This window comes from Amycolatopsis sp. cg5, from assembly GCF_041346955.1.
In the GTDB taxonomy this organism is placed as follows: domain Bacteria; phylum Actinomycetota; class Actinomycetes; order Mycobacteriales; family Pseudonocardiaceae; genus Amycolatopsis.
The window spans coordinates 7,245,531-7,268,749 of the sequence record NZ_CP166849.1; the positions used below are offsets into that span (position 1 = coordinate 7,245,531).

Below are 23,219 nucleotides of genomic sequence, written 5' to 3' on the forward strand. Positions count from 1 at the left end.
TCCTTTTACTTGCTGACCAGGGATTCGCGGACGGTGGCCGCTTTGTGGACGAGCGCGTCGCAGAGCGCGAGCCAGCTCGCCTCGACGATGTTGCCGTGCACGCCGACGGTCGTCCATTCCTTGTGGCCGTCGGTGGTTTCGACCAGTACTCGCGTGACCGCGTCAGTACCGGGATGCCCCGGGAGAATACGAACCTTGTAGTCGGCCAGTTCGACGGTGTCGAGCCACGGCAGGTGCGGGGTCAGCGCCTCGCGCAACGCGGCGTCGAGCGCGTGGACCGGCCCGGTGCCCTCGGCGGTCGCGATGACCCGCTGATCGCCGACGTGCACGCGGACCGTCGCCTCGGAGACCACCTCACCGTCGGCGCGGTGGTCCATCACCACCCGGTACGACTCGAGCGTGAACGGCGGCTCGTCGAGGAAATCGCTGCCGATCTCGCGGTGCAGCAACAATTCCAGTGAGGCGTCGGCGGCTTCGAACGACCAGCCCTCCGACTCCAGCAGCTTCACCTTGCGCACCGAGCGCGTCAAGGCCTCAGGCTGACCGGCAAGGTCAACCCCGAGCTCACGTCCCTTGAGTTCGAGGCTGGCCCTGCCGGCCATCTCGGTGACCAGAACCCGCATGTCATTGCCGACAGAAGCTGGATCGATGTGGTTGTACAGCAACGGATCCACCTTGATCGCGCTCGCGTGCAGGCCCGCCTTGTGGGCGAACGCAGACGAACCGACATACGCCTGATGGGTGTCGGGTGCGAGATTCGCGATTTCGGCAAGGGCATGGGAGACCCGGGTGAGCTCGGCGGCGCGTCCGGTCGGGAGCACCTCCATGCCGAGCTTGGCCACCAAGTTTCCCGTGACGGCGAACAGATCGGCGTTGCCAGCCCGTTCCCCGTACCCATTGGCGGTGCACTGGACGTGCGTCGCGCCGGCCTGCACGGCGGCGATGGAGTTCGCCACCGCGCAGGAAGTATCGTCCTGGCAATGGATTCCGAGCCGGAATCCGGTCTTGTCCTTGATCGTGCGCACGGTCTCCGCGAGCCCGAGCGGCAACTGCCCGCCATTCGTGTCACACAGGACCATGACGTCCGCGCCGCCACTCGCGGCCGCGTCGAGCACCCGGTACGAAGTCTCCGGCGAGAACTCGTAACCGTCGAAGAAGTGTTCCAGGTCAACGAAAACCCGCCGCCCCTCGGCGACCAGGAAGCTCACGGTGTCCCGCACCATCTCGCACGCCTCGTCGACGTCGACACGCAGCGCCCGCTCGATGTGCCTCAAGTCGGACTTCGCGACCAGCGTGATCACCGGCGCCTGCGAGTCGAGCAGCGCCCGCACCTGCTTGTCCTCGTTCGCCTTCGCCCCGGCCTTGCGCGTCGACCCGAAAGCGACCAGCGCGGCATGCTTGAGCTGCAGTTCGCCCGCGGCGGCCTTCGCGAAGAACTCGGTGTCCTTCGGCAGCGCGCCCGGCCAGCCGCCCTCGATGAAACCCACACCCAGCTCGTCCAGCAACCTGGCGACGGCCAGCTTGTCCGCGACGGAATAGGTGATGCCTTCACGCTGCGCCCCATCGCGCAGAGTGGTGTCGTAAAGGTGGAAATCGTCGCCGAGCGGCGTATCGGCGGGCTCCTGGCGGGTCACTGCGGGTCATCTCCTCTTGAGGCAGGGCAACAAAAAAACCTCCCGCTGGGGTGCGAGAGGTTTGCGCGCCTGGGGTGCTCTTGTGGAGCACCTACCCGGCGCGCTGCGCAATAATGATGGAGAAGGAAGCCATACCGGGATCATGCCACACCGCGTCAAGCTTTCCAACCCTCGATCGGAATTCCCACGCTTTGGACACTGGTCTAGCCCAGTGCCTTCGAGAGTCGTGAGTGGTACGGCCGGTTCTAACCGGCGAAAACACTCACGACCCCCTTCGTCGACTGCCTCGTCCGGGGCAGGGTCGTAGTCGGGCGCGGGTGAGGGCCTACTTCACTCGGACCCGTGGGGGGGGCCTAGTTCGACCGTATATACGGGTGAGGGAGGCCCTCACCCGCTCGGTTTGGGTGAGGGCCTCCCTCACCGACGCCGACCGTGGATGAAGGTAGCCCTCATACCTGACTCTTGCACCTGGATGAGTGCCGTTTGCGTCGTTCAACGACGCATTTCCCACACAGCCACCGGGCCGCAGCCGAGCAGCCAGACACGCCACCTTTGACCTTCCCGTCAATAGAACCGGTCGTATCACTCACGACCTCTAGCCGCGCAGGTAGGCCGCGAAGGCCTTGATAGCCGCGGCGTTCCGCGGCCCCTCGACCAGCGCCGCATAAGGCAGCGCGAAGAACCGCCCGTTCTTCACCGCCGGAACGTCCCGCAGGCCGGGATGCGAACGCAGGAACCGCTCCTTGTCCGCGACCGTCCCGACCTCGCCGCCGTAGTCGTTGATCAGGATCACGTCCGGCGCCCGCTGCACGACGGCTTCCCAGCTCACCGTCGTCCAGCTGTCGTCGACGTCGTCGAAGATGTTCCGCCCGCCCGCCTTCGCGATGATCTGATTCGGCCCCGCGTTGCGCGCCGAAGTGAACGGCTGGTCCTTGCCATCGTCGTAGAGGAAGACTTTGGGCGTCCGACTGTCCGGCGCGACCGAAGCAATGGTCGACGTGTATTCCGCCACCAGCTTTTCCGCGCGGTCGCTCACTCCGAAAAGGACACCGAGGTTGCGCAGATCCGTGTAAAGCGCGTCCAGCGGCGGCATGATCCCGCGTTGTTTGCCGACGCCGTTGCGGCAGGCCTCCGTCAGCTGATACGTCGCGATGCCCAGCGCGCCCAAGGAGTCCGGGGTGAAGCCCTCGGACTCGCTGAAGCCGTAGTTCCAGCCCGCGAACACGAGATCCGCGCCTGCCGCCTGCACGACCTCCTTGTTGATCTTCTCGGCCAGTTTGGGGACACGCTGGAAGTCCGCCTTCCACGGCGACGACTCGACGCCGCTCGTCTGGCCGGAGTCGATGACGTAGCCTGCCATGCGGTCGCCGAGGCCGAGTGCGAACATCAGCTCGGTGATGCCGATGTCGTTGGTCACGACGCGCGACGGCGGCTTGGGGACGGTCAGTGGCTTGCCGCAGTTCGTGACCGTCACGGGTTGCGAAGCGACGGGCTCCTGCGTCACGGTCGCGCCGCAGCCGGAGACGAGCAGCGCCAGCAACAACGCGGCTTTACGCATCGGTGGTCCCTTCGAAGAGCAGTTGCGGCACGCCGGTCACCGGGTGGTGGACGACGTGGGCGATGACCCCGAACACCGAGGCCACCAGCGAGGGCGTCAAGACGGCAGCGGGCGGGCCGCCGGCGACCACCCGGCCCGCTTCGAGGATGTAGACCTCGTCGCAGTAGGCCGCGGCGAGGTTGAGGTCGTGGAGCGCGGTCAGCACGGTGACGCCGAGCTTGCGGACCAGCGCGAGCGCGTCGAGCTGGTGGCGGATGTCGAGGTGGTTGGTCGGCTCGTCGAGCACGAGGACGCGGGGCTGTTGCGCCAGCGCACGCGCGAGCAGCACCCGCTGGCGCTCGCCGCCGGACAACGTCAGGACCGAACGGCCCGCCAGCGCGCTCAGTCCGACCTGGCGCAGTGCCTCCGCGCAGATGTCACCGTCGGAACCGTCGTGCGGGAGCCGTCCCATCGCGACGACCTCGGCGACGGTGAAGTCGAACTCGGTGTGCGACTCCTGGGTCAACGCGGCCATCCGCCGCGCGCTCTCGCGCAGTGGGTACTCGTCGAGCGCGCGTCCGTCGAGGCGGATCACGCCGTCGGAAGGCTTGAGAGCGCGGTAGACGCAGCGCAGCGTTGTCGACTTGCCACTGCCGTTGGGACCGAGCAGGCCGACGACCGTCCCGGACGGAACGGTCATGGTGAGCGCTTCGACCAGTTTGCGTCCCGCGACGGTGACGGTGACGTCGTGCAGCCCGAGTTCCATCAGGCGCCGCCGAAGACGTAGGCGCGACGGCGCATCAGCACCAGGAACACCGGCACCCCGATGCCCGCGGTGAGCACGCCGATCGGCAGTTCCTGCGGCGCGGCGAGCACGCGCGCGGCGACGTCGACCCAGACGAGGAAACACGCGCCGGCGAGCGGGACGACCACGAGCACGCGTCGGTGGTCGGCGCCGACCACCATCCGGACCAGGTGCGGCAGCATCAGCCCGACGAAGCCGATCGCGCCGCTCACCGCGACCAGCACCCCGGTCATCGCCGCGCACAGCGCGAACAACGTGGCGCGCAGCCGGGGCACGTGCACACCCAAGGTCGTCGCCGCTTCGTCCCCCATGGACAGTGCGTTGAGACTGCCCGACCGCGCGAACAGCCAAGCCGTTCCCAGCAGCACCGTCACCGCGGCGATCGGCAGGGACGCCCAGTTCGCCCCGGCGAGGCTGCCCATCAGCCAGAACAACGCCGACCGCGCCGCCTCGCCGTGCGGCGCGTTGAACACGATCACCGTGGTGACGGCGAAAAACCCGTACGACAGCGCGGTTCCGGTCAGCACCAGCCGCAACGGCGTCAGCCCGCTCCGGCCGCGCGCGACCAGGTAGACGATGAGCATCGACCCCAGCGCGGCGACGAAAGCACCCGCCGACAGCGCGTAGATCCCGAAGGACGCGAACAACCCGAGCACCGAGACGGCGGTCGCGCCCACCGAAGCGCCGGAGGAGATCCCGAGCACGAACGGGTCGGCGAGCGCGTTGCGGACCATGGCCTGGATGGCGACGCCGACCGTGGCGAGCCCGGCGCCGACGACCGCGGCGAGCAGCACGCGAGGGAACCGGATGTCGAAGATGATCCGGTACTGGCCGACATCGGCGGCCGAAATGGACTCACCGAACAGCCCGGCACGCAGGAACGTCCAGGTCCGGCCGATCGGCACGGACACGGTGCCGATCCCGATGGACAACAGGACGGACACGAGCAGGAACACCACGAGGAGCGGGACGAGGACACGTCTGTCCACTGTGCACCTTTCTCGTAAACCACGACGAGATGGCAGAGCGAAGCAGTGTCCAGGCGGTGATCGGGCTCGTCCACGCGGAACGTGGACCTACCGTTGCGGGTCAGCGCCGGATTTCGACCGGCTTCCCCGCCTGGGCACCAAAACGGGGATAAAGCGGGCTTTACTCCCGGGAGTAAAGCAGGCTTTATCCCGCCGATACCCCGAAAGCCACTTTCGTCAGATCGGATCTGCCGAAAGTGGCTTTCGGGCTTCTGCTAAACGGTCGGGCGGGTGTTGGACGAGACCAGCGCGGCCAGCCGGTCGCCGATCGAGTGCGTCGGGCCAGGGTTGGCCTGGTCGCGGGTCGCCAGGTCGAACGCGACCGAGGCCTCGATGCGGCGCGCGGCTTCCTTCTGGCCCAGGTGGTCGAGCAGGAGCGCGACCGAGAGGACCGCGGCGGTCGGGTCGGCGAGACCCTGGCCCGCGATGTCCGGCGCGGAGCCGTGCACCGGCTCGAACATGGACGGGTTGCGGCGGGTGATGTCCAGGTTGCCGCTGGCCGCCAGGCCGATGCCACCGGTGACGGCGGCCGCGAGGTCGGTGATGATGTCGCCGAACAGGTTGTCGGTGACGACCACGTCGAACCGGGACGGGTCGGTGACCATGTGGATGGTCGCGGCGTCCACGTGGGAGTAGGCGACCGTGACGTCCGGGTGCTCCAGCGAGACCTCTTCGACGATGCGGGACCAGAGGCCACCGGCGTACTCGAGGACGTTGGTCTTGTGCACCAGGGTGAGGTGCTTGCGCGGGCGGGCCTCGGCGCGGTTGAACGCGTCGGCGACCACGCGGCGGATGCCGAACGCGGTGTTGACGCTCACCTCGGTCGCGATCTCGTGCTCGGTGTCCTTGCGCAGCAGGCCGCCGGTGCCCGCGTACGGGCCCTCGGTGCCCTCGCGCACGACGACCATGTCGATCTCGCTGTTGTCGGCGAGCGGGCCGCGCACACCCGGGTACAGCCGGGCGGGGCGCAGGTTCACGTGGTGGTCCATCTCGAACCGCAGGCGCAGCAGCAGCCCGCGCTCGAGGATGCCACTGGGGACGCTCGGGTCGCCGACGGCGCCGAGCAGGATCGCGTCGTGCTGGCGAAGCTCGCCCAGCACGGACTCGGGAAGCAGCTCACCGGTGGAGTGCCAGCGCGCCGCCCCGAGGTCGTAGTTGGTGATCTCAGCCGTCGGCACGACTTCGCCGAGCACCTTGAGCGCCTCGGCGACCACCTCGGGTCCGATCCCGTCACCTGGGATCACTGCGAGCCGCATCCACACACCTCCGTCGACGAGGCCTCCGGACTTCCCGGATGGCCCATCCTCGAGAAAACGCCAGCGACCGAAGGTTACCGGCCGTAGACAACGCGATGTAGCCGCACCACCCTTATGTCTGATCATCCCGGGATTTGGAACACCCAGACGGGTACAAAAGAAGGGGGTTCCCCCTGCACGGAGTGCAGAAAGAACCCCCTTCACACCCGGAAGATCAACCGACCCCGATGGGCTGACGGCCGCCCTGGCGGCCCGGCCCGGTCACCGGAAGAGGCTCTGCCGAACCACTCTGACCAGTGTTGATCTTGATGACATTCACCCGATCGCCTGAAGCGTTGTGGTGTTCCAGTGCCAGCAGGCCGAGCACGGTGTCGGTGGTGGCCGCGTTCCGGTTGACCACGAGCGCGGTACCCGGCTTGGCCGTGTACCCGAGCGCCGCGTCGCCGCCGCCCTGCACCGAGTAGCCCGGCGCGAGCACGTCGAACGACAGCGGACCGGCGACGAAGTCGATCAGCCCGTTGGTCGTACCGGGCGCGACGTACGGCCCGGCGGTGCCCACGGAGTAGCTGATCTTGTGCGAAGCGCCGTTCACGTCGATACCCAAAGCTGCGACACTGACCGGAAGGGTGACCACGTTGGTGTCGAACACGTTGGTGTCCACGTCACCCAGCTGACCGTTGACCGCCTGGACGTCGACCACCGAGCCGTCTGCCAGCGCGACCGTCTGGGCGAGCAGCACGTCCGTCGAGGGCGCCTTCGTCACGAAGGTCTCAAAATCCGGACGCCCGTCGCCGGTGGTGTCGATGTCGACGAACGGGATGGTGTTGCTGCCGAGGTTGGCCCAGTCGCTCCAGGTGGTGAGCCCGAACGCGAGCAGCGCGTTCTCCGGCTCGCCCTGCTGCTTGGCGAGCGGGGCGGTCGACGCGGCGCCGACATAGCGCAGGTCGGCGCCCTTGGCGGTGTTGTTGATCGTGCAGTCGGTGGTCGTCGAGTGGTCGCATTCGGCCAGCTGCGGCGACTCGGCCTGCAGTTCGAGCACGCTGATCAGCGAGCGGTAGCGCTGCGCGCCACTGCCCTGGTCGACGCCCTTGCCGGTCAGGTTGACCACGGCCTGCGTGCTCCCGTGGAAGTTCGCCTCGGCGCTGGTGGCGATGTCCGAAACCGGTTTGGGAGCCGAGTAGACGGCCACCCGCAGCGGCACGGTCGCGCCGCTGCGCGGGGTGAACGCGATCCGGCCGGACGCGTCGGCGAGGAACTGGCGCGCCAGCCCCGCCTGCTCGGTGGCCATGGTCGGGTCGATGACCTTGCGCAGCGCCTTCGGGTCGGTGATCTTCAGCGTCACCTTGACCGTCGTGATGCCACGCGGGCTCAGCTTCACCGTGTCCTTGTCCAGCTGGAATTCGACGCCGGGCAGCGTGTTCACGCCCTGGTAGGCGACGCCGTACTCGACCGGCTTGACACCCTTGTTGACGACCTTGACCGTCTTGGTCAGGCTCACCGGGCCACCCGCTTCGACGGTGCCGAAGTTGACGCTGACGGCACCCGGGTTGTCCACGACGTACGCGAGGACCTGGTTGTCCAGCGCGGCCTTCGCGTCGATCCGGCCGGTGCCGACGCGCTGCGGCGCGAAGGTGTGCCCGGCCGCGTCCTTGAGGTCGTGGCCCGCGGTGTCGATGACGGCGGCCTTGACCTCTTCGACGGTCCAGTCGGGGTGCGCCTCGCGGACCAGCGCGGTGATGCCCGCGGTGTGCGGCGCGGCCATCGAGGTGCCCGAGAGCACGGTCCGGTCGTTGCCGCTGCCGCGGAAGGCCGACGAGATCGTGTCACCGGGCGCGGTGATGTCCGGCTTCGACGCCGGGCCGCGGACACCGCGCGAGCTGAACGAGCTCGGGCTGTCCACAATGGAGTTGTCGTAGGTCTGCAGGCTCGCGCGGCCCTTGCCGCTGAGGTGGACCTGCAGCGTGCCCGCGTTCAGGCCCGGCCGCACCGCGTTGGTGGCCGAGGCGGTGAACTGGAACATCGGGTTGGTCGCGTTGCCCGCGATACCGGCGGAGAAGTGCTCCACAGTGGACGAAAGCAGCGTGCCCGCGGCGCCGGCGGCCTGCGCGTTGTTCGCGCGGACGGCGGAGCCGCACAGGCGCGTCGCGTCGTTGTTGTCCCACTCCAGCCAGGCGAACTTGCCCGCGACGGCGGCCTTGTCGGCGTCCGAATAGGGCTTGCAGCCGTCGGCGTTGGCCGCCGAGAGCTTCGCGACCGGCTTGGTCAGGTCGAGTGTGTCGAACCCGGTGTAGTTCTGGCTGAACTGGCCGCCCTTGGCGCCGGTGATCGGCGCGACGATGTCGGCCGCGTCCCGCAGGATCGAGCGGTCACGGCTGCTGGCGACGGTCAGCGCCTCCGGGGTGTTGCCCGGCGCGCCCGCGACGTCGTAGAGGTCGCCGCCGTTGCCCGCGGAGAAGACCGGGAGCACGTTGTTCGCGGCGATCTTGCGCACGAACAGCGAGTCGGGGTCGTCGGGCGCGTTGAAGTCGCCGCCGAGGCTGAGGTTGACCACGTCGAGGTGATCGCTGAAGTCGCCGTCACCGTCCGGGTCGAGCGACCAGTCGAGCGCCTGCGAGACGACGTTCGTCGAGCCCTCGCAGCCGAACACCTTGACGGCGTAGAGCAGTGCCTTCGGCGCGGTGCCGGGGCCGACCTTCAGCGCCTCGATCTTCTTGGCGTTGAGCTTCGAGTAGTCGCCCTTGAAGGTGGTGCCGTCGGCGTTGACGCCGAATCCGGCGACGGTGCCCGCCACGTGCGTGCCGTGCTCACCGCAGGCGAGCGGGTTCGGGTCGGGCGCCGGGGTGTCGCCGCGGTTGGCGTCGTAGTCGTCGCCGACCAGGTCCGTGCCGCCGACCACCTTGGCGGTCGGGAAGTACGCGGCGTCGACCTTGGTCCGGTCGATCGCCTTGTACGCCGCCGGAGTGCCGGGGCCGCCGAAGTCGGCGTGGGTGTAGTCGATGCCGTCGTCGATCACGCCGACGCGCACGCCGTCGCCGAGCCTGCCGGTCTGCTGCCAGGTCGCGAGGGTGTTGGTGAGCTGGACGGCGCTGGAGTTGGTGCGAGACTTGGGAACGACGGTGCGCACGGCCACCACGTCCGGGCGCTTCGCGAGCTCACGCAGCTTCGCGGCATCCGCGGTCACGACGGCGCCGGAGACGGCGTTGGCCGTCTGGGTGATGACCTTGGCGCCGCGGTCGCTCGCCTTGAGCTGGCCGACGACCGCGTCCACGGCGGCGGCCGTTTCGGCCTTCGCGGCCTTGGCGGCCTGCTTGGCCTTTTCCTTGCCCTTGTGCTGTTCCGCGTTGAAGGCGTCGACAGCCGGCTTCTTGGCCAGCTCGACGAACGCGGTGATCTTGCCCTGCGCGGCGCTCACACGCGGCGACAGCTTCCCCTTGATCCCCGAAGCGTTGACTTTCGCCGTGCCGACCCCATCGGCGAGCGGCACGTCCTGGGCCGAGGCGGGCGGGGCGGCGATGACCGCCGCAGCCAGCACCGCGGCGGCGTAGACCGGTATGCGTCTTCTCATAGGCGGCTACCTAACCCGAAGATCAGCCGCCGCAACAGGGCAAAAAGGGTCGTGAGTGGTATTGCCGGTTAGAACCGGCAATACCACTCACGACTGCCTTAGCCCAGATGGATGCCGCGGATGGTGTGGGTGCCCACGCCCGCGCCGATCGGCTCCAGCAGGTGCGCGCCGACCTCGCGGTCCACGCGCAGCAGCATGACCGAGTCCGAGCCGTCGGTGGTCTGGCTGATCTGCGCGGCCTCGATGTTCACGCCCGCCTCGCCGAGCAGGGTGCCGACGCGGCCCATGATGCCGGGGCGGTCGGGGTACTCGAGCAGCAGCACGTCACCCTCGGCACGCAGGTCGAAGTGGCGGCCGTTGACCTCGACGATCTTCTCGACCTCCTCCTTGCCGGTGACCGAGCCGGAGACGGTGAGCGTCTGGCCGTCGGCGGTGACCACGCGGATGGTGACCGCGCTGCGGAACTTCGGGCTCTCGGTCTCGGTGACCAGCTCGACCTGCACGCCACGGTCGGCCGCCAGGCGCGGCGCGTTGACGAAGGTGACCTGCTCGTCGACGACGCCGGTGAAGACACCGCGCAGCGCGGCGAGCTGCAGGACGCTGACGTCCTCGCCTGCCAGCTCGCCCTTGACGGTGACGGTCACCGAGGCGGGCGCCTTCGGGTTCAGCGCGGACAGCACGGTGCCGAGCTTCTGGGTGAGCGAAAGGTACGGGCGGACGTGCTCGCCGACCGTGCCGCCGCCGGTGACGTTGACGGCGTCGGGCACGAAGTCGCCGCGCAGCGCCAGCAGCGTCGAACGCGCGACGTCGGTGCCGGCGCGGTCCTGCGCCTCGGCGGTCGACGCGCCCAGGTGCGGGGTGACGACCACGTTCGGCAGGTCGAACAGCGGGCTCTCGGTGGTGGGCTCGGTGACGAAGACGTCGATGCCCGCGCCGCCGACGTGGCCGGAGCGGATGGCGTCGGCGAGGTCCTCTTCGACGATCAGGCCACCGCGCGCGGCGTTGACGATGATGACGCCCTGCTTGGTCTTCTTGAGCGCTTCGGCGTCGATGAGGCCCTTGGTCTCGGGTGTCTTCGGCAGGTGGATCGAGATGAAGTCGGCGCGCTCCAGCAGCTCGTCCAGCGTGACGAGCTCGATGCCGAGCTGCGCGGCGCGGGCGGCGCTGACGTAGGGGTCGTACGCGATGAGCTTGGTGCCGAACGCGGCGAGGCGCTGCGCGAACAGCTGGCCGATCTTGCCGAGGCCGACCACACCGACGGTCTTGCCCTGCACCTCGACGCCCGAGTACGAGCTGCGCTTCCACGCGCCGCCACGCAGGCTCTCGCTGGCGGCCGGGACGCGGCGGGCGACCGAGAGCAGCAGCGCGACCGCGTGCTCGGCGGCGCTGACGATGTTGGAGGTCGGGGCGTTGACGACCAGCACACCGCGCTCGGTGGCGGCGGGCACCTCGACGTTGTCCAGCCCGACGCCCGCGCGGGCGACGACCTTCAGGCGGGTGGTCGCGGCGAACACCTCGGCGTCGACCTGGGTCGCGGACCGCACGAGCAGCGCGTCGGCACTCTTCACGGCCTCGAGCAGCGCGGCACGGTCGGTGCCGTCCACATGCTGGACGTCCACCTCGTCACCGAAGACACTGAGGACGGAGGGCGCGAGCTTTTCCGCGATGAGGACGACGGGCTTGCTGGCATTGGTCACGACGCTGCTCCCACTAATTGGTCACTAAATCGAGGACGCTCTCAACGGCGCACGACGTTGTGCCCGGATAGGCCGCAGTTTAGCTCTGCGCACCCCCACCTTGCCGAGTGCATTGTTAACTTGCCCGCAACCCGGTGACAACAAGAGCGAAAAGCCGATCCATCCCATCATCGGATGGATGATGTTCGCTCGCCCAAACAACGGCGTGGGTAAGGAGAAGCAGTTCGCGCGTCGTGGCGCCCGCGCGCAATTCGCCCGATTCGCGCGCCCTGTCCACCAGCTGGGACGCGGCGGCCTGCATCTCATGACATGAGACGTAGAGCGGCGAGCCCGGCTGGTCGATGGCGGCCGCCATCGCCTCCGGCAGCCCCTTGTACTCACTCGACGTCTTGCCGAGCCCGAGTAGCCAGGTCGTCAGCGCCTCGAACGGCGACGGATGGCCGAGCAGCTCGCGCGCGGCGGCGGCCTGACTGTCGAACCGATCCCGGAGCAAGGTCTCGATGAGCGCCTCGCGGGTCGGGAAATGCCGGTAGAGCGTGCCGATCCCGACGCCGGCGTTGCGCGCGATGTCCTCCAGCGACGCCTCGACGCCATGGCTGCGGAAGGCGAGTTTCGCCTCACTGAGCAGGCGTTCGTAGTTGCGGAGGGCGTCGGCGCGCATGGGTCCGACAATAGTGGGTGACAAATCGGAGGATACCTCCGTATATTAACCGGAGGCAGCCTCACCTTCTGGAGGGAACACGACAGTGAGCGTTGGAATCTGGACTTTCACCTTGGAGGGCAAGAAACCCGCCGAAATCCGCGATGCCGCACAGCAGATCGAGGACCTCGGTTTCGACACGCTCTGGTTCGGCGAGGCGTACGGCCGCGAGGCATTCACCCAGGCCGCCGTCCTGCTGGCGGCGACCTCGAAGTTGCGCGTCGCCACCGGCATCGCCCAGACCGCCTGGCGCGAACCGGCCGCGGCGGCGGGCGCGGAACGCCTGCTCGATCAGGCCTATCCCGGCCGCTTCGTGCACGGCCTCGGCGGCCACCGCGTCGGCTCCCGCCCGGTCACCGCCATCCGCGATTACCTGACCGCGCTGGACAAGGCGCTCGCCGAGCCCGCACCGACGCGCGTCGTCGCCGCGCTCGGCCCCCGCATGCTGGAGGTCGCCCGCGACCACGCCGACGGCGCGCACCCGTACTTCGTCCCCGTCTCCCACACGGCCTTCGCCCGCGATGTGCTCGGCCCCGGCAAGTTCCTCGCGGTCGAGCAGGCGGTCACCTTCGACCCGGCGCTGGCACGCGAACACGTCGGCCTCTACGTGAAGCTCGCCCCGCACCACCAGGCGAACCTGCGCCGCCTGGGCTTCAGCGAGGAAGAACAGGCCGCCGTCTCACCCCGCCTCGTCGACGCACTGGTCGCCGTCGGCCCTGACGCGATCGGCGCTCGCGTCCAAGCCCAGCTCGACGCGGGCGCCGACCACGTCTGTCTCCAAGTGCTCACCGGCGACGACGAAATCCCGCTGGCGGAGTGGCGCAGGCTCAAAGACGTCGTGAGTGTTTAGACCGGTTAGAACCGGCCGTACCGCTCACGACCCCTAGGCTGGACGAATGCAGGCCTACCAGTCGGATCCCGAGTACTACACCGGGCGAGCGTTCGGGTTGCTCGAGTCGGCTGAGGACGGGACACCGGGCGCGGTCGCGGCGTTCGGCGACCTGCCGCGTGACGAGAACGGCGCCCGGACCGCGCTGGCGCGGCAGCACGGGTTCGCGACTTGGCGTGAGCTGCTCAAGCACGACGTGGGCGACGAGCCGTTCGCGCGGGCTTACCGGGCCATCGAGAGCCGGGACATCGAGGGGCTCACGGCGATCGTCGACGAGCATCCCGAGGTCGTGAATGTCAGTGGCACCAACGGAAACGACTTGCTCGGCATGGCGGGGGCGACCTGCGACGAGCGGCTCAGCAAGGTCTTGCTCGACCGGGGCGCCGACCCGGCGCGGGGCAACGTTCACGGCTGGACCCCGTTGCACCAAGCCGCGTACAGCAACCTGCCACCGCTGATCGACATGCTGCTCGAAGCGGGCGCGCCGACGGACGTCTCGGCGCGCGGCGACGGTGGCACTCCCCTTGTGGTGGCGTTGTTCTGGGGCAATCGCGAAGCTGCCGAGAAGCTCGCGCACCACAGCCTCGCGCCGGGGAATCTCCGGGTGGCCGCCGGGCTCGGACGTATCGATCTGCTCGGCACAGCAGGCGGCGAGCATCGGCAGTTTTACCGGCCACACAGCGGTTTCCCGCGCTGGAAGCCGGCCGACGACCCGCGCGAGGCCTTGGACGAAGCACTCACCTGGGCCGCTCGAAACGACCGCACCGAGGCGGTGGAAGCACTCGTCGCGCGCGGCGCCGATCTCGAAGCCGACGTCTACCGCGGCACCCCGCTGCTCTGGGCCGCCGCGCAGGGGAAGGTCGCCGCTGTCCGCAAGCTGATCGAACTCGGCGCGAACGTCAACGCACAGGCCACTTTCGGCGGACCGGGACACGGCAAGGACGTCACCGCGCTACACCTCGCCGCGCAGAACAACGCGCTCGACGTCATCGGCGTCCTGCTCGACGCCGGAGCCGACCCGGGCCTGAAAGACGGGCTGTTCGACAGCACGGCCGCCGGGTGGGCCGAGCATTGCGAAAGCCCCGAGGCGCTGGAAGTGCTCGTGCGCGTTGCGGGCGACTGTTGAGCGGAAGGCCGAGGTGGCGCGTCTGGTTTACCACGGCCGGGTGCCCGTGTGGGAAATGCGTCGTTGAACGACGCAAACAGCACTCACCCAGCCACGAGACCCAGGCATGAAGGGAGCCTTCATACCTGGCTCGACGTGGGTCAGGGCCTCCCTCACCCGAGCCAAGCGGGTCAGGGCCTCCCCCACCCGCATATACGGTCGAACTAGGCCCTCACCCCAGGAATCCGAGCGAACTAGGCCCTCACCACGCCCGACCACGCACGAGGCAGCCGATGAGGAGGTCGTGAGTGTTTTCGCCGGTTAGAACCGGCCGTACCACTCACGACCCCCACGCACGAGCCTTTTACAGGAAGCTGTTGACGAGCTTGAGCCACTCGGGCTTGACCACCCAGCCGTCGGGGCTCAGGTAGTAGATGCCGTGCGTGTCCGGGTTCGAGCCGCTGATCCGGTAGGTCCACCAGGCCCAGCCGATGTCGTTCTCGGCGAACGCGCCGAGCACGCTGCGCGCCTTCGCGCGGCTGTCCGGGTTGCCGCTGGGAATGCCGACCTGGTTGATCCAGACCGGCGCGTCGAAGCGCTGCCGGAAGTCGAGGATGTCGGGGATGCGGGACAGCGTGTTGTCGAAGATGAAGTAGTTGCCGGTGTAGATGACGTTCGGGTCGATCGTGGTGTGCGCGCCGGGGAGATGCTTGAGGTTGTAGTTGTCGTTCGGGCCGACGATCACCGGGATGCGCGCGTCGATGCGGCGGATCACCGGGATGATCGAATCGTAGAACGCGCGCACGCCGTCGTCGTCGACGCCGATCGGCTTGGGCTCCGGCAGGATTTCGTAGGCGCCCATGTACGGCACGGTGCGGTAGCGGTGGGCGAGGAACTGCCACACCTCGACGAACTGCTGCTTCATCGCCGGGTTGGACCAGAAGTTGTCGGGACGCCCGCCGGCGCCCTGGCCGTAGTCGGAGTCGACGAACAACGTCACCCAGAGGTGCTTGTCCACGGCGCGGGCGATCGTCTGGTCCAGTAGCGCCAGGTGCGCGGGGTCGATGTGGCCCGGCGCGTCCGGGTCGCGGCTGTCGACGTCCTCCTTCCACTCACCCCACCAGCGCAACGGGATGCGCACCGAGTTGGCGCCGGCCGCGGCGTTGTCGGCGCCGTCCTCCGGCTGGACCGTCCCCCACTGCCCCCAGTTGTAGCCACGCAGGACGATCGGGTGCCCCTGCGGATCGAGCACCTGGGCGCCGGAGACCTTCAGGCGTTGCGGCAGCGCGCTCGGCGGCGCGGCGTCCGCGGGCAGGCACGCGGTCAGCAGCAGCCCGCAGGCCGCCACCACCAGTCCCACCGATCTCTTGATCATGTCTCGCCTCACTTCCGGAGTCGGTTTTCTGTCCGCGTACACGCTTCCGGCCGCGCGCTCGGGCCACGTTCGGGAGATGTTCGGGGCAGGTAAAACTAGACAAGCGGAGTCCGTAGTCCGTATCGTTGAGAAATACGGACTACGGACTCCGTTTACTGGGAGGATTCATGACTACACCACGCGAAGTGTTCGACAAGCTGTCCGAGGGCATCACGAGCGGGAACTGGGGCGAGCTTTCCGCGCTCTACGCCGAGGACACGGTCGTCGAACATCCGCAGCGCCCGCCCGCGCCGACCCGGGTGGTCGGGAGGGCGACCCTGCACGAGCACTTCACCAGAGGGCTCGCGTCGCAGGTCCGGTTGCGGCGCGAGAACATCGTGATCCACGAGACGACCGATCCCGAGCTGATCGTCGCCGAGTACGACTACTCCGGCGAGTCGCTCGCGACCGGGAAGTCCTTTGAGGTAGCCAATATCCAGGTACTGCGCGTCCACGATGGACTCATCGAGTGGTCGCGGGATTACCACGACTACCTGCGACTGGCGGCCGCCCGAGACGGGCTCGAAGCGCTCGCGGACAGCGCGGAGAAAGCCGAAATCACCATCGAACCGCTGCCGGAACGCCCGGCCATGGCGGACCCGAAAAGCCCGCGTGGCGTGTTCGAGCGGCTCATCTACGGCGTCTCAGACGGGAAATGGGACGAACTCGCGGACCTCTACGCGGAGGAAACCCATGTCACGCACCCGTTCCTGCCGGGCGCGCCGACGCTCAAGACACGGCAGGACCTGCGCGAGCATTTCGCTCGCGTCTCCGAAAGGGCGATGCGGCTTCAGGCCCGCGACTTGGTCACTTACCAGTCAACGGATCCGGAGGTGGTGATCGGCGAGTTCGTCTACCAGAGCGACTCGGCGCGGACCGCGAACATCTTCGTGCTGCGGGTGCGTGACGGGCTGATCGTCGAATCCCGCGATTACCTGGACTACGTGGCACTCGCCGCGGCCGACGGCTGGCTGCGTGACCTGATGAGCAGGCTCTAGTCGGGCAGGTTGAACTGGCCGTCGCGGACACCGGCGAGGAACGCGTCCCATTCGGTCTGCGTGAACACCAGCGTGGTGCCGCCGTGGCGCATCGCCCAGTAGGTGTTGCCGTCGGTGTGCGGCACGGACGTGTACTCCATGCAGTCCTCCGGGGCGATCCCCTCGGCCCCGGCCAAGATCCACTTCGCGCTGGTCAGATCCAGTTCATGGCGGATGTGGGCCTTGTTGTCGACCGGCTCGCTCATGGCTTCACACTAATAGGTCGTGCGCGTTGCGGGCGGTTAGAACCGCCCGCAACGCGCACGAGTCCTTAAGCCGTCTCGGTGATGGGACGGTCCACCCAGGACATGAGCCCGCGCAGCTTCGCGCCGGTCTCCTCGATCGGGTGCTCCGCACCCTTCTTCTCCAGCGCGTGGAAGTTCTCGCGGCCGTTCTCGTCCTCGGCCACCCACTCGCGGGCGAAGGTGCCGTCCTGGATCTCGCCCAGGATCTTCTTCATCTCTTCCTTGACCGCGGGCGAGATGACGCGCGGGCCGCGGGTCAGGTCGCCGTACTCGGCGGTGTCGGAGACCGAGTAACGCTGACGGGCGATGCCGCCTTCGTACATCAGGTCGACGATGAGCTTGAGCTCGTGCAGCACCTCGAAGTACGCGATCTCCGGGGCGTAGCCGGCCTCGGTGAGCACCTCGAACCCGGTCTGCACCAGCGCGGAGGCGCCACCGCAGAGCACGGCCTGCTCGCCGAAGAGGTCGGTCTCGGTCTCCTCGGTGAAGGTCGTCTTGATGACACCCGCACGCGCGCCACCGATGGCCGCCGCGTACGACAGCGCCAGCGCCTGCGCGCCGCCGGTCGCGTCCTGCTCGACCGCGATGAGCGCCGGAACGCCCTTGCCGTCGACGAACTGGCGGCGGACCAGGTGACCCGGGCCCTTGGGGGCGACCATGGCGACGTCCACGTTGGACGGCGGCTTGATCAGGTCGTAACGGATGTTGAAGCCGTGACCGAAGAAGATCGCGTCGCCGCCGGAGAGGTTCGGCTCGATGTCGTCGGTGTAGATGAAGCGCTGCTTGGTGTCCGGAGCCAGGATCATGATCAGATCGGCTTCCTTGGACGCCTCGGCGGGCGTCAGGACGCGCAGGCCCTGCTCCTCGGCCTTGGCGCGGGACTTGGACCCCTCGGGCAGGCCGATGCGGACGTCGACGCCCGAATCGCGCAGGCTCAGCGCGTGGGCGTGGCCCTGGCTGCCGTAGCCGATGACGGCGACCTTACGGCCCTGGATGATGGACAGATCGGCATCGTCGTCGTAGAAGATTTCGACGGACATGAGAGGGGGTTTTCCTTTCCTGACTTACAAAAACAAGAGAATCAGCGGGGCGAGGTGGCGGTGATCGAGCGGGCGCCCCTGCCCACCGCGACCATGCCGGACTGCACGAGCTCACGGATCCCGTAGGGCTCCAGCATCCGGAGCAGGGCGCCGATCTTGTCCGACGTGCCGGTGGCCTCCACGGTGAGGGCCTCCGGCGACACGTCGACCACCTTGGCACGGAACAGCTGCACGGTTTCGAGCACCTGGCTGCGGACGGTGGCGTCCGCGCGGACCTTCACCAGCAGCAGTTCACGCTGCACGGCGGAGGCCTTTTCGAGTTCCACGATCTTGATGACGTTGACCAGCTTGTTGAGCTGCTTCGTCACCTGTTCGAGCGGTAGCTCTTCGACCGCGACCACGATCGTCATCCTGGACACCTCGGGGTTCTCCGTGGGTCCGACGGCGAGTGACTCGATGTTGAAACTGCGCCGGGAGAACAAGCCCGCGACGCGCGCCAGCACACCGGGCTTGTTCTCGACCAAAACGCTCAGTGTGTGGATGCTCATTCGCTGACCTCGTCATCGTCAAACAGCGGGCGGATGCCGCGCACGGCCATGATCTCGTCGTTGCCGGTCCCGGCCGCGACCATCGGCCACACCTGGGCATCCTTGCCGACGACGAAATCGATCACCACGGGGCGGTCGTTGATCTCCATCGCCCGCTTGATGACCTCGTCGACCTCTTCCTTGGTCTCACAGCGCAGCCCGGCGCAGCCGAGCGCCTCCGCGAGGAGGGTGAAGTCAGGGATGCGGTGCTTGTGCGTACCGAGATCGGTGTTGGAGTACCGCTCCGAGTAGAAGAGGTTCTGCCACTGGCGGACCATGCCCAGGTTGCCGTTGTTGATGACGGCGACCTTGATCGGCGCGCCTTCGATGGCGCAGGTGGCCAGTTCCTGGTTGGTCATCTGGAAGCAGCCGTCGCCGTCGATGGCCCAGACCTGCTTGTCCGGCATGCCGAACTTGGCGCCCATGGCCGCCGGGACGGCGTAGCCCATGGTGCCGAGACCGCCGGAGTTGATCCAGGTGCGCGGATTCTCGTACTTGATGAACTGGGCGGCCCACATCTGGTGCTGGCCGACGCCCGCGGCGTAGACCGCGTCCGGGCCGACGAGCTCACCGATGCGCTCGATGACGTACTGCGGCGAGAGCGTGCCGTCTTCGGGCCACTCGTAGCCCGCCGGGTAACCCTCGCGCAGACCGTTGAGCTGGGTCCACCACGCCTCGATGTCGGGGCGGCCCGAGTGGTCGAACTCGGTGCGCACGGCGGCGGTCAGCTCGGTGATGATCTCCGCGCAGTCACCGACGATCGGCACGTCCGCCTTGCGGTTCTTGGAGATCTCGGCCGGGTCGATGTCGGCGTGCACGATGGCCGCCTCCGGCGCGAACGAGTCGAGCCGTCCGGTGACCCGGTCGTCGAACCGCGCGCCGAGGGTGATCAGCAGGTCCGACCGCTGCATCGCGGCGACCGCGGCGACCGTGCCGTGCATGCCGGGCATGCCCATGTGCTGGACGTGCGAGTCGGGGAACGCCCCGCGCGCCATCAGCGTGGTGACGACCGGGATGTTGGTGTACTCGGCCAGTTCCAGCAGCTGCCGCGACGCCTGCGCCTTGATGACGCCGCCGCCGACGTAGAGCACCGGCCGCTTCGCGCCCTGGATCAGGCGGGCGGCCTCGCGGACCTGCTTGCCGTGCGGGCGCAGCGTCGGGCGGTAGCCGGGCAGGCGCATCTCCGGCGGCCAGGTGAAGGAGGTCATCTCCTGCAGGACGTCCTTGGGGATGTCCACCAGCACCGGGCCTGGACGGCCGGTCGCCGCGAGGTGGAACGCCTCGGCGATGGTGCGCGGGATCTCGGCCGGGTCGGTCACCAGGAAGTTGTGCTTGGTGATCGGCATGGTGATGCCGCAGATGTCGGCTTCCTGGAACGCGTCGGTGCCGATCAGCGGGCGGCTCTGCTGCCCGGTGATCGCGACCACCGGGACCGAGTCCATGTTCGCGTCGGCCAGCGGGGTGACCAGGTTGGTGGCGCCGGGACCCGAGGTCGCCATGCAGACACCGACCTTGCCGGTGGCCTGCGCGTAGCCGGTCGCGGCGTGGCCCGCGCCCTGCTCGTGGCGGACCAGGACGTGGCGGACCTTGGTCGAGTCGAGCAGCGGGTCGTAGGCGGGGAGGATCGTGCCACCCGGAATGCCGAAGACCACCTCGGCGCCGACGGCTTCAAGCGAACGCACCAGCGACTGCGCGCCGGTTACCCGAATGGGCGTTCCGGCGGGCGGGGTCGGCTTCGGGCGAGCTGAGCTTGGCGACGGCGGTGAAGCTTCCGATCGCGATGTGGCGCTTGTCATCGGTTCTGCCCCGGGGGTCTAGGTGTCACTCGTTCGGGTAAATCTCTAGTGCAGGCAACAAAAAACCCTCGCCGACCGTAAGGTCGCACGAGGGTCGCGCATCGACGCAGCGGAAATACTTCCTAAGCGTCGATGCGCTGAGGAAGTACGAGGCCGGTCTGCGGTGTCACGGACGGAACGTTAATCGGTCGCCGTCAATAGTGTCAACTCTGCGGGATGGCGATTCCGCATGCTGGACAGCCCGACCCGCTTTCCGAACGTTCCACGGACCGGTGCACCATCTTCGCGTGGCGGAAAAAGACCAGGCAGAGCCCAAAGCCGTGTTCCGTATCCCAGGTATCGCGTACCTGGCGATCGGCCTTCTAGTGGTGTGCGTCATACCGCTCGCCTTCGGCGGGATTCCGGGGCTGCAGGCGCTGATGCTCGTGCCGATCGCGCTGATCGTGTTCGTGGCCAGGACGCGGACCACGGCGCACGCGGGCGGGCTGACCGTGCGCACGGTGTTCGGAGAACGCGAACTTCCTTGGGACGCGCTCAAAGGATTGGCGATTTCGAAAAGCGCGCGCGTGAGCGCCGTTCTTTCCGATGACAGCAAAGTCGGACTTCCGACAGTCCGGACCAGGCATCTTCCGGTGATCGCCGTGGTCAGCGGCGGGCGAATGAAAGACCCCTCCGGGCTCACGGATACTCCGAACGAGGAGTAAATTGGTAGGACCAGTCCTCGGACCTTGGAGTAGCTGTGCCTCAGCTCCGTTCCCGAACCACCACTCACGGCCGTAACGCCGCGGGCGCGCGCTCGCTCTGGCGTGCGACCGGCATGACCGACAGCGACTTCGGCAAGCCGATCGTCGCCATCGCCAACTCGTACACCCAGTTCGTACCGGGGCACGTGCACCTCAAGGACCTCGGCGAGATCGTCGCCGAGGGCGTGAAGGCCGCGGGCGGCGTCGCGCGCGAGTTCCACACGATCGCCGTCGACGACGGCATCGCCATGGGCCACTCCGGGATGCTGTACTCCCTGCCCTCGCGCGAGATCATCGCCGACTCGGTCGAGTACATGGTCAACGCGCACCAGGCCGACGCGCTCGTCTGCATCTCCAACTGCGACAAGATCACCCCCGGCATGCTCAACGCCGCGCTGCGGCTGAACATCCCGGTCGTGTTCGTCTCCGGCGGCCCGATGGAAGCGGGCAAGGCGGTCGTGGTCGGCGGTGTCGCGCAGGCGCCGACGGACCTCATCACCGCGATCGCGGCCTCGGCCAGCAGCGAGGTCGACGAGGACGGCCTGTCCATTGTGGAGCGCTCGGCCTGCCCGACCTGTGGCTCGTGCTCCGGCATGTTCACCGCGAACTCGATGAACTGCCTCACCGAGGCGCTCGGCCTTTCCTTGCCGGGCAACGGTTCCACGCTCGCGACGCACGCGCTGCGCCGCACGCTCTTCGAAGACGCGGGCCGCACGGTCGTCGAGCTGTGCAAGCGCTGGTACGGCGAGGACGACGACTCCGTGCTCCCCCGCTCGATCGCCAGCAAGAAGGCGTTCGAGAACGCGATGGCGCTCGACATGGCCATGGGCGGCTCGACGAACACGGTGCTGCACATCCTCGCGGCCGCGCGGGAGGGTGAGATCGACTTCACCATCTCCGACATCGACGCGATCGGCCGCCGCGTGCCGTGCCTGTCGAAGGTCGCGCCGAACTCCGACTACCACATGGAAGACGTCCACCGGGCCGGCGGCATCCCCGCCATCCTGGGCGAGCTGTACCGCGGCGGGCTGTTGAACACCGACGTCCACTCGGTGCACTCCACGGACCTCGAGTCCTGGCTGAACGAGTGGGACGTGCGCGGCGGCAAGGCCTCTGAGCGCGCTCTGGAACTGTTCCACGCGGCGCCCGGCGGCGTGCGCACCACGCAGGCCTTCTCCACCGACGCCCGCTGGTCCTCTTTGGACACCGACGCGGCCGATGGCTGCATCCACGACGTCGAGCACGCGTACACCGTCGACGGCGGCCTCGCGATCCTGCGCGGCAACCTCGCCGAGAACGGCGCGGTCATCAAGTCCGCGGGCATCGACGAGGACCTGTGGCACTTCCAGGGTCCGGCCCGCGTGCTGGAAAGCCAGGAGGAAGCCGTCTCCGCGATCCTCAAGAAGGAGATCCAGCCCGGCGAGGTGCTGGTGATCCGCTACGAGGGTCCCGCGGGCGGGCCGGGCATGCAGGAGATGCTGCACCCGACCGCGTTCCTCAAGGGCTCCGGCCTCGGCAAGAAGTGCGCCCTGATCACGGACGGCCGCTTCTCCGGCGGCTCGTCGGGCATCTCGGTCGGCCACATCTCCCCCGAGGCGGCCGCAGGCGGCCTCATCGGCCTGGTGGAGAACGGCGACCAGATCCTGCTCGACGTCCACGAACGCCGCCTCGAGCTGCTGGTCGACCCCGAAGTCCTGGCCGAGCGCCGCTCCAAGATGGAGGCCTCGGAGCGCCCGTGGCAGCCGGTCGACCGGGTCCGCCCGATCACCGCCGCGCTGCGCGCCTACGCCCGCATGGCCACCTCGGCCGACACCGGCGCGGTCCGCGACCCCAGCAAGTAAACCCCGTTTCAGCCCGAAAGCCACTTTCGTCAGATCGCATCTGACGAAAGTGGCTTTCGGGCTTTATCGGGCGGAAGGTCAAAGGTGGCGTGTCTGGCTTGCTCGGCCGTGGAGGGGGTGGCTGTGTGGGAAATGCGTCGTTGAACGACTCAAAACCCACACGGTCAACCCGCCTGTCCAGTAGCCGGGTGGTTCAGGGCCTACCTCGCCCGGGGCAAGTGGGTGAGGGCCTCCCTCACCCGGATATACGGTCGAACTAGGCCCTCACGCCACGGATCCGAGTGAAGTAGGCCCTCACCC

Annotated in this window: 18 protein-coding genes and 1 riboswitch; of the genes, 5 read left to right on the forward strand and 13 right to left on the reverse strand. The window is 68.2% G+C overall.

What is annotated here, in order from left to right; genetic code table 11:
- Positions 1–5 precede the first annotated feature (5 nt).
- From cimA to AB5J62_RS32555, 8 genes are all read right to left on the reverse strand, one after another.
- Positions 6–1,634 (reverse strand): citramalate synthase, encoded by a 1,629-nt coding sequence (cimA, locus tag AB5J62_RS32520; RefSeq protein WP_370943820.1) that lies wholly within the window; start codon positions 1,632–1,634, stop codon positions 6–8.
- A 595-nt stretch (positions 1,635–2,229) separates the two neighbouring features.
- Positions 2,230–3,192: an ABC transporter substrate-binding protein gene (locus tag AB5J62_RS32525; RefSeq protein ID WP_370943821.1), complete on the reverse strand. Its 963-nt coding sequence runs from the start codon at positions 3,190–3,192 to the stop codon at positions 2,230–2,232.
- On the reverse strand, positions 3,185–3,937 hold the full coding sequence (locus AB5J62_RS32530; protein ID WP_370943822.1) for an ABC transporter ATP-binding protein: 753 nt from the start codon (positions 3,935–3,937) through the stop codon (positions 3,185–3,187). Before AB5J62_RS32530 ends, AB5J62_RS32525 begins: the two co-directional genes overlap by 8 nt.
- On the reverse strand, positions 3,937–4,965 hold the full coding sequence (locus tag AB5J62_RS32535; protein WP_370943823.1) for a FecCD family ABC transporter permease: 1,029 nt from the start codon (positions 4,963–4,965) through the stop codon (positions 3,937–3,939). The genes AB5J62_RS32530 and AB5J62_RS32535 overlap by 1 nt, the downstream gene beginning before the upstream one ends.
- 34 nt (positions 4,966–4,999) lie before the next feature.
- A riboswitch (cobalamin riboswitch) is annotated at positions 5,000–5,122 on the reverse strand.
- Between the two features lie 97 nt (positions 5,123–5,219).
- On the reverse strand, positions 5,220–6,260 hold the full coding sequence (locus tag AB5J62_RS32540) for a 3-isopropylmalate dehydrogenase (protein ID WP_370943824.1): 1,041 nt from the start codon (positions 6,258–6,260) through the stop codon (positions 5,220–5,222).
- 214 nt (positions 6,261–6,474) lie between these two features.
- Positions 6,475–9,825, reverse strand: a complete 3,351-nt coding sequence (locus AB5J62_RS32545) for a S8 family serine peptidase (RefSeq protein ID WP_370943825.1) — start codon at positions 9,823–9,825, stop codon at positions 6,475–6,477.
- Positions 9,826–9,923: 98 nt separating this feature from the next.
- Positions 9,924–11,522, reverse strand: coding sequence for a phosphoglycerate dehydrogenase (gene serA / locus AB5J62_RS32550; RefSeq protein WP_370943826.1), 1,599 nt, complete (start codon positions 11,520–11,522; stop codon positions 9,924–9,926).
- Between the two features lie 115 nt (positions 11,523–11,637).
- The gene (locus AB5J62_RS32555; protein ID WP_370943827.1) at positions 11,638–12,183 is read right to left on the reverse strand and encodes a TetR/AcrR family transcriptional regulator; all 546 of its coding nucleotides are present in this window, start codon (positions 12,181–12,183) and stop codon (positions 11,638–11,640) included.
- Positions 12,184–12,268: 85 nt separating this feature from the next.
- Here AB5J62_RS32555 and AB5J62_RS32560 point away from each other — a divergent pair, with 85 nt between their 5' ends.
- Positions 12,269–13,072, forward strand: coding sequence for a TIGR03620 family F420-dependent LLM class oxidoreductase (locus AB5J62_RS32560; RefSeq protein WP_370943828.1), 804 nt, complete (start codon positions 12,269–12,271; stop codon positions 13,070–13,072).
- 46 nt (positions 13,073–13,118) lie between these two features.
- The gene (locus tag AB5J62_RS32565) at positions 13,119–14,237 is read left to right on the forward strand and encodes an ankyrin repeat domain-containing protein (RefSeq protein ID WP_370943829.1); all 1,119 of its coding nucleotides are present in this window, start codon (positions 13,119–13,121) and stop codon (positions 14,235–14,237) included.
- A 343-nt stretch (positions 14,238–14,580) separates the two neighbouring features.
- Here the strand turns inward: AB5J62_RS32565 and AB5J62_RS32570 are convergent, their stop codons facing one another.
- On the reverse strand, positions 14,581–15,591 hold the full coding sequence (locus tag AB5J62_RS32570) for a glycoside hydrolase family 5 protein (protein WP_370943830.1): 1,011 nt from the start codon (positions 15,589–15,591) through the stop codon (positions 14,581–14,583).
- Between the two features lie 167 nt (positions 15,592–15,758).
- On the opposite strand from AB5J62_RS32570, the gene AB5J62_RS32575 reads away from it, so the two are divergent.
- Entirely contained in the window at positions 15,759–16,628 is an 870-nt protein-coding gene (locus AB5J62_RS32575) for a nuclear transport factor 2 family protein (protein WP_370943831.1), read from the forward strand.
- Here AB5J62_RS32575 and AB5J62_RS32580 read toward each other — a convergent pair.
- From AB5J62_RS32580 to AB5J62_RS32595, 4 genes are all read right to left on the reverse strand, one after another.
- Positions 16,625–16,873 carry a DUF397 domain-containing protein gene (locus AB5J62_RS32580; RefSeq protein ID WP_370943832.1) on the reverse strand — a complete coding sequence of 83 codons (249 nt, stop codon included), beginning with the start codon at positions 16,871–16,873 and terminating at the stop codon, positions 16,625–16,627. The two genes, AB5J62_RS32575 and AB5J62_RS32580, sit on opposite strands and share 4 nt — an antisense overlap.
- A gap of 65 nt (positions 16,874–16,938) precedes the next feature.
- Positions 16,939–17,952: a ketol-acid reductoisomerase gene (ilvC, locus tag AB5J62_RS32585; protein ID WP_370943833.1), complete on the reverse strand. Its 1,014-nt coding sequence runs from the start codon at positions 17,950–17,952 to the stop codon at positions 16,939–16,941.
- A gap of 41 nt (positions 17,953–17,993) precedes the next feature.
- Positions 17,994–18,500 (reverse strand): acetolactate synthase small subunit, encoded by a 507-nt coding sequence (ilvN, locus tag AB5J62_RS32590; protein WP_370943834.1) that lies wholly within the window; start codon positions 18,498–18,500, stop codon positions 17,994–17,996.
- The gene (locus tag AB5J62_RS32595) at positions 18,497–20,335 is read right to left on the reverse strand and encodes an acetolactate synthase large subunit (RefSeq protein ID WP_370943835.1); all 1,839 of its coding nucleotides are present in this window, start codon (positions 20,333–20,335) and stop codon (positions 18,497–18,499) included. The genes ilvN and AB5J62_RS32595 overlap by 4 nt, the downstream gene beginning before the upstream one ends.
- 287 nt (positions 20,336–20,622) lie before the next feature.
- Here AB5J62_RS32595 and AB5J62_RS32600 point away from each other — a divergent pair, with 287 nt between their 5' ends.
- A complete protein-coding gene (locus AB5J62_RS32600) occupies positions 20,623–21,039 on the forward strand; it encodes a PH domain-containing protein (RefSeq protein ID WP_370943836.1) in 417 nt (138 codons plus the stop codon).
- 35 nt (positions 21,040–21,074) lie between these two features.
- Positions 21,075–22,919 carry a dihydroxy-acid dehydratase gene (gene ilvD / locus AB5J62_RS32605; protein WP_370943837.1) on the forward strand — a complete coding sequence of 615 codons (1,845 nt, stop codon included), beginning with the start codon at positions 21,075–21,077 and terminating at the stop codon, positions 22,917–22,919.
- Positions 22,920–23,219 lie beyond the last annotated feature (300 nt).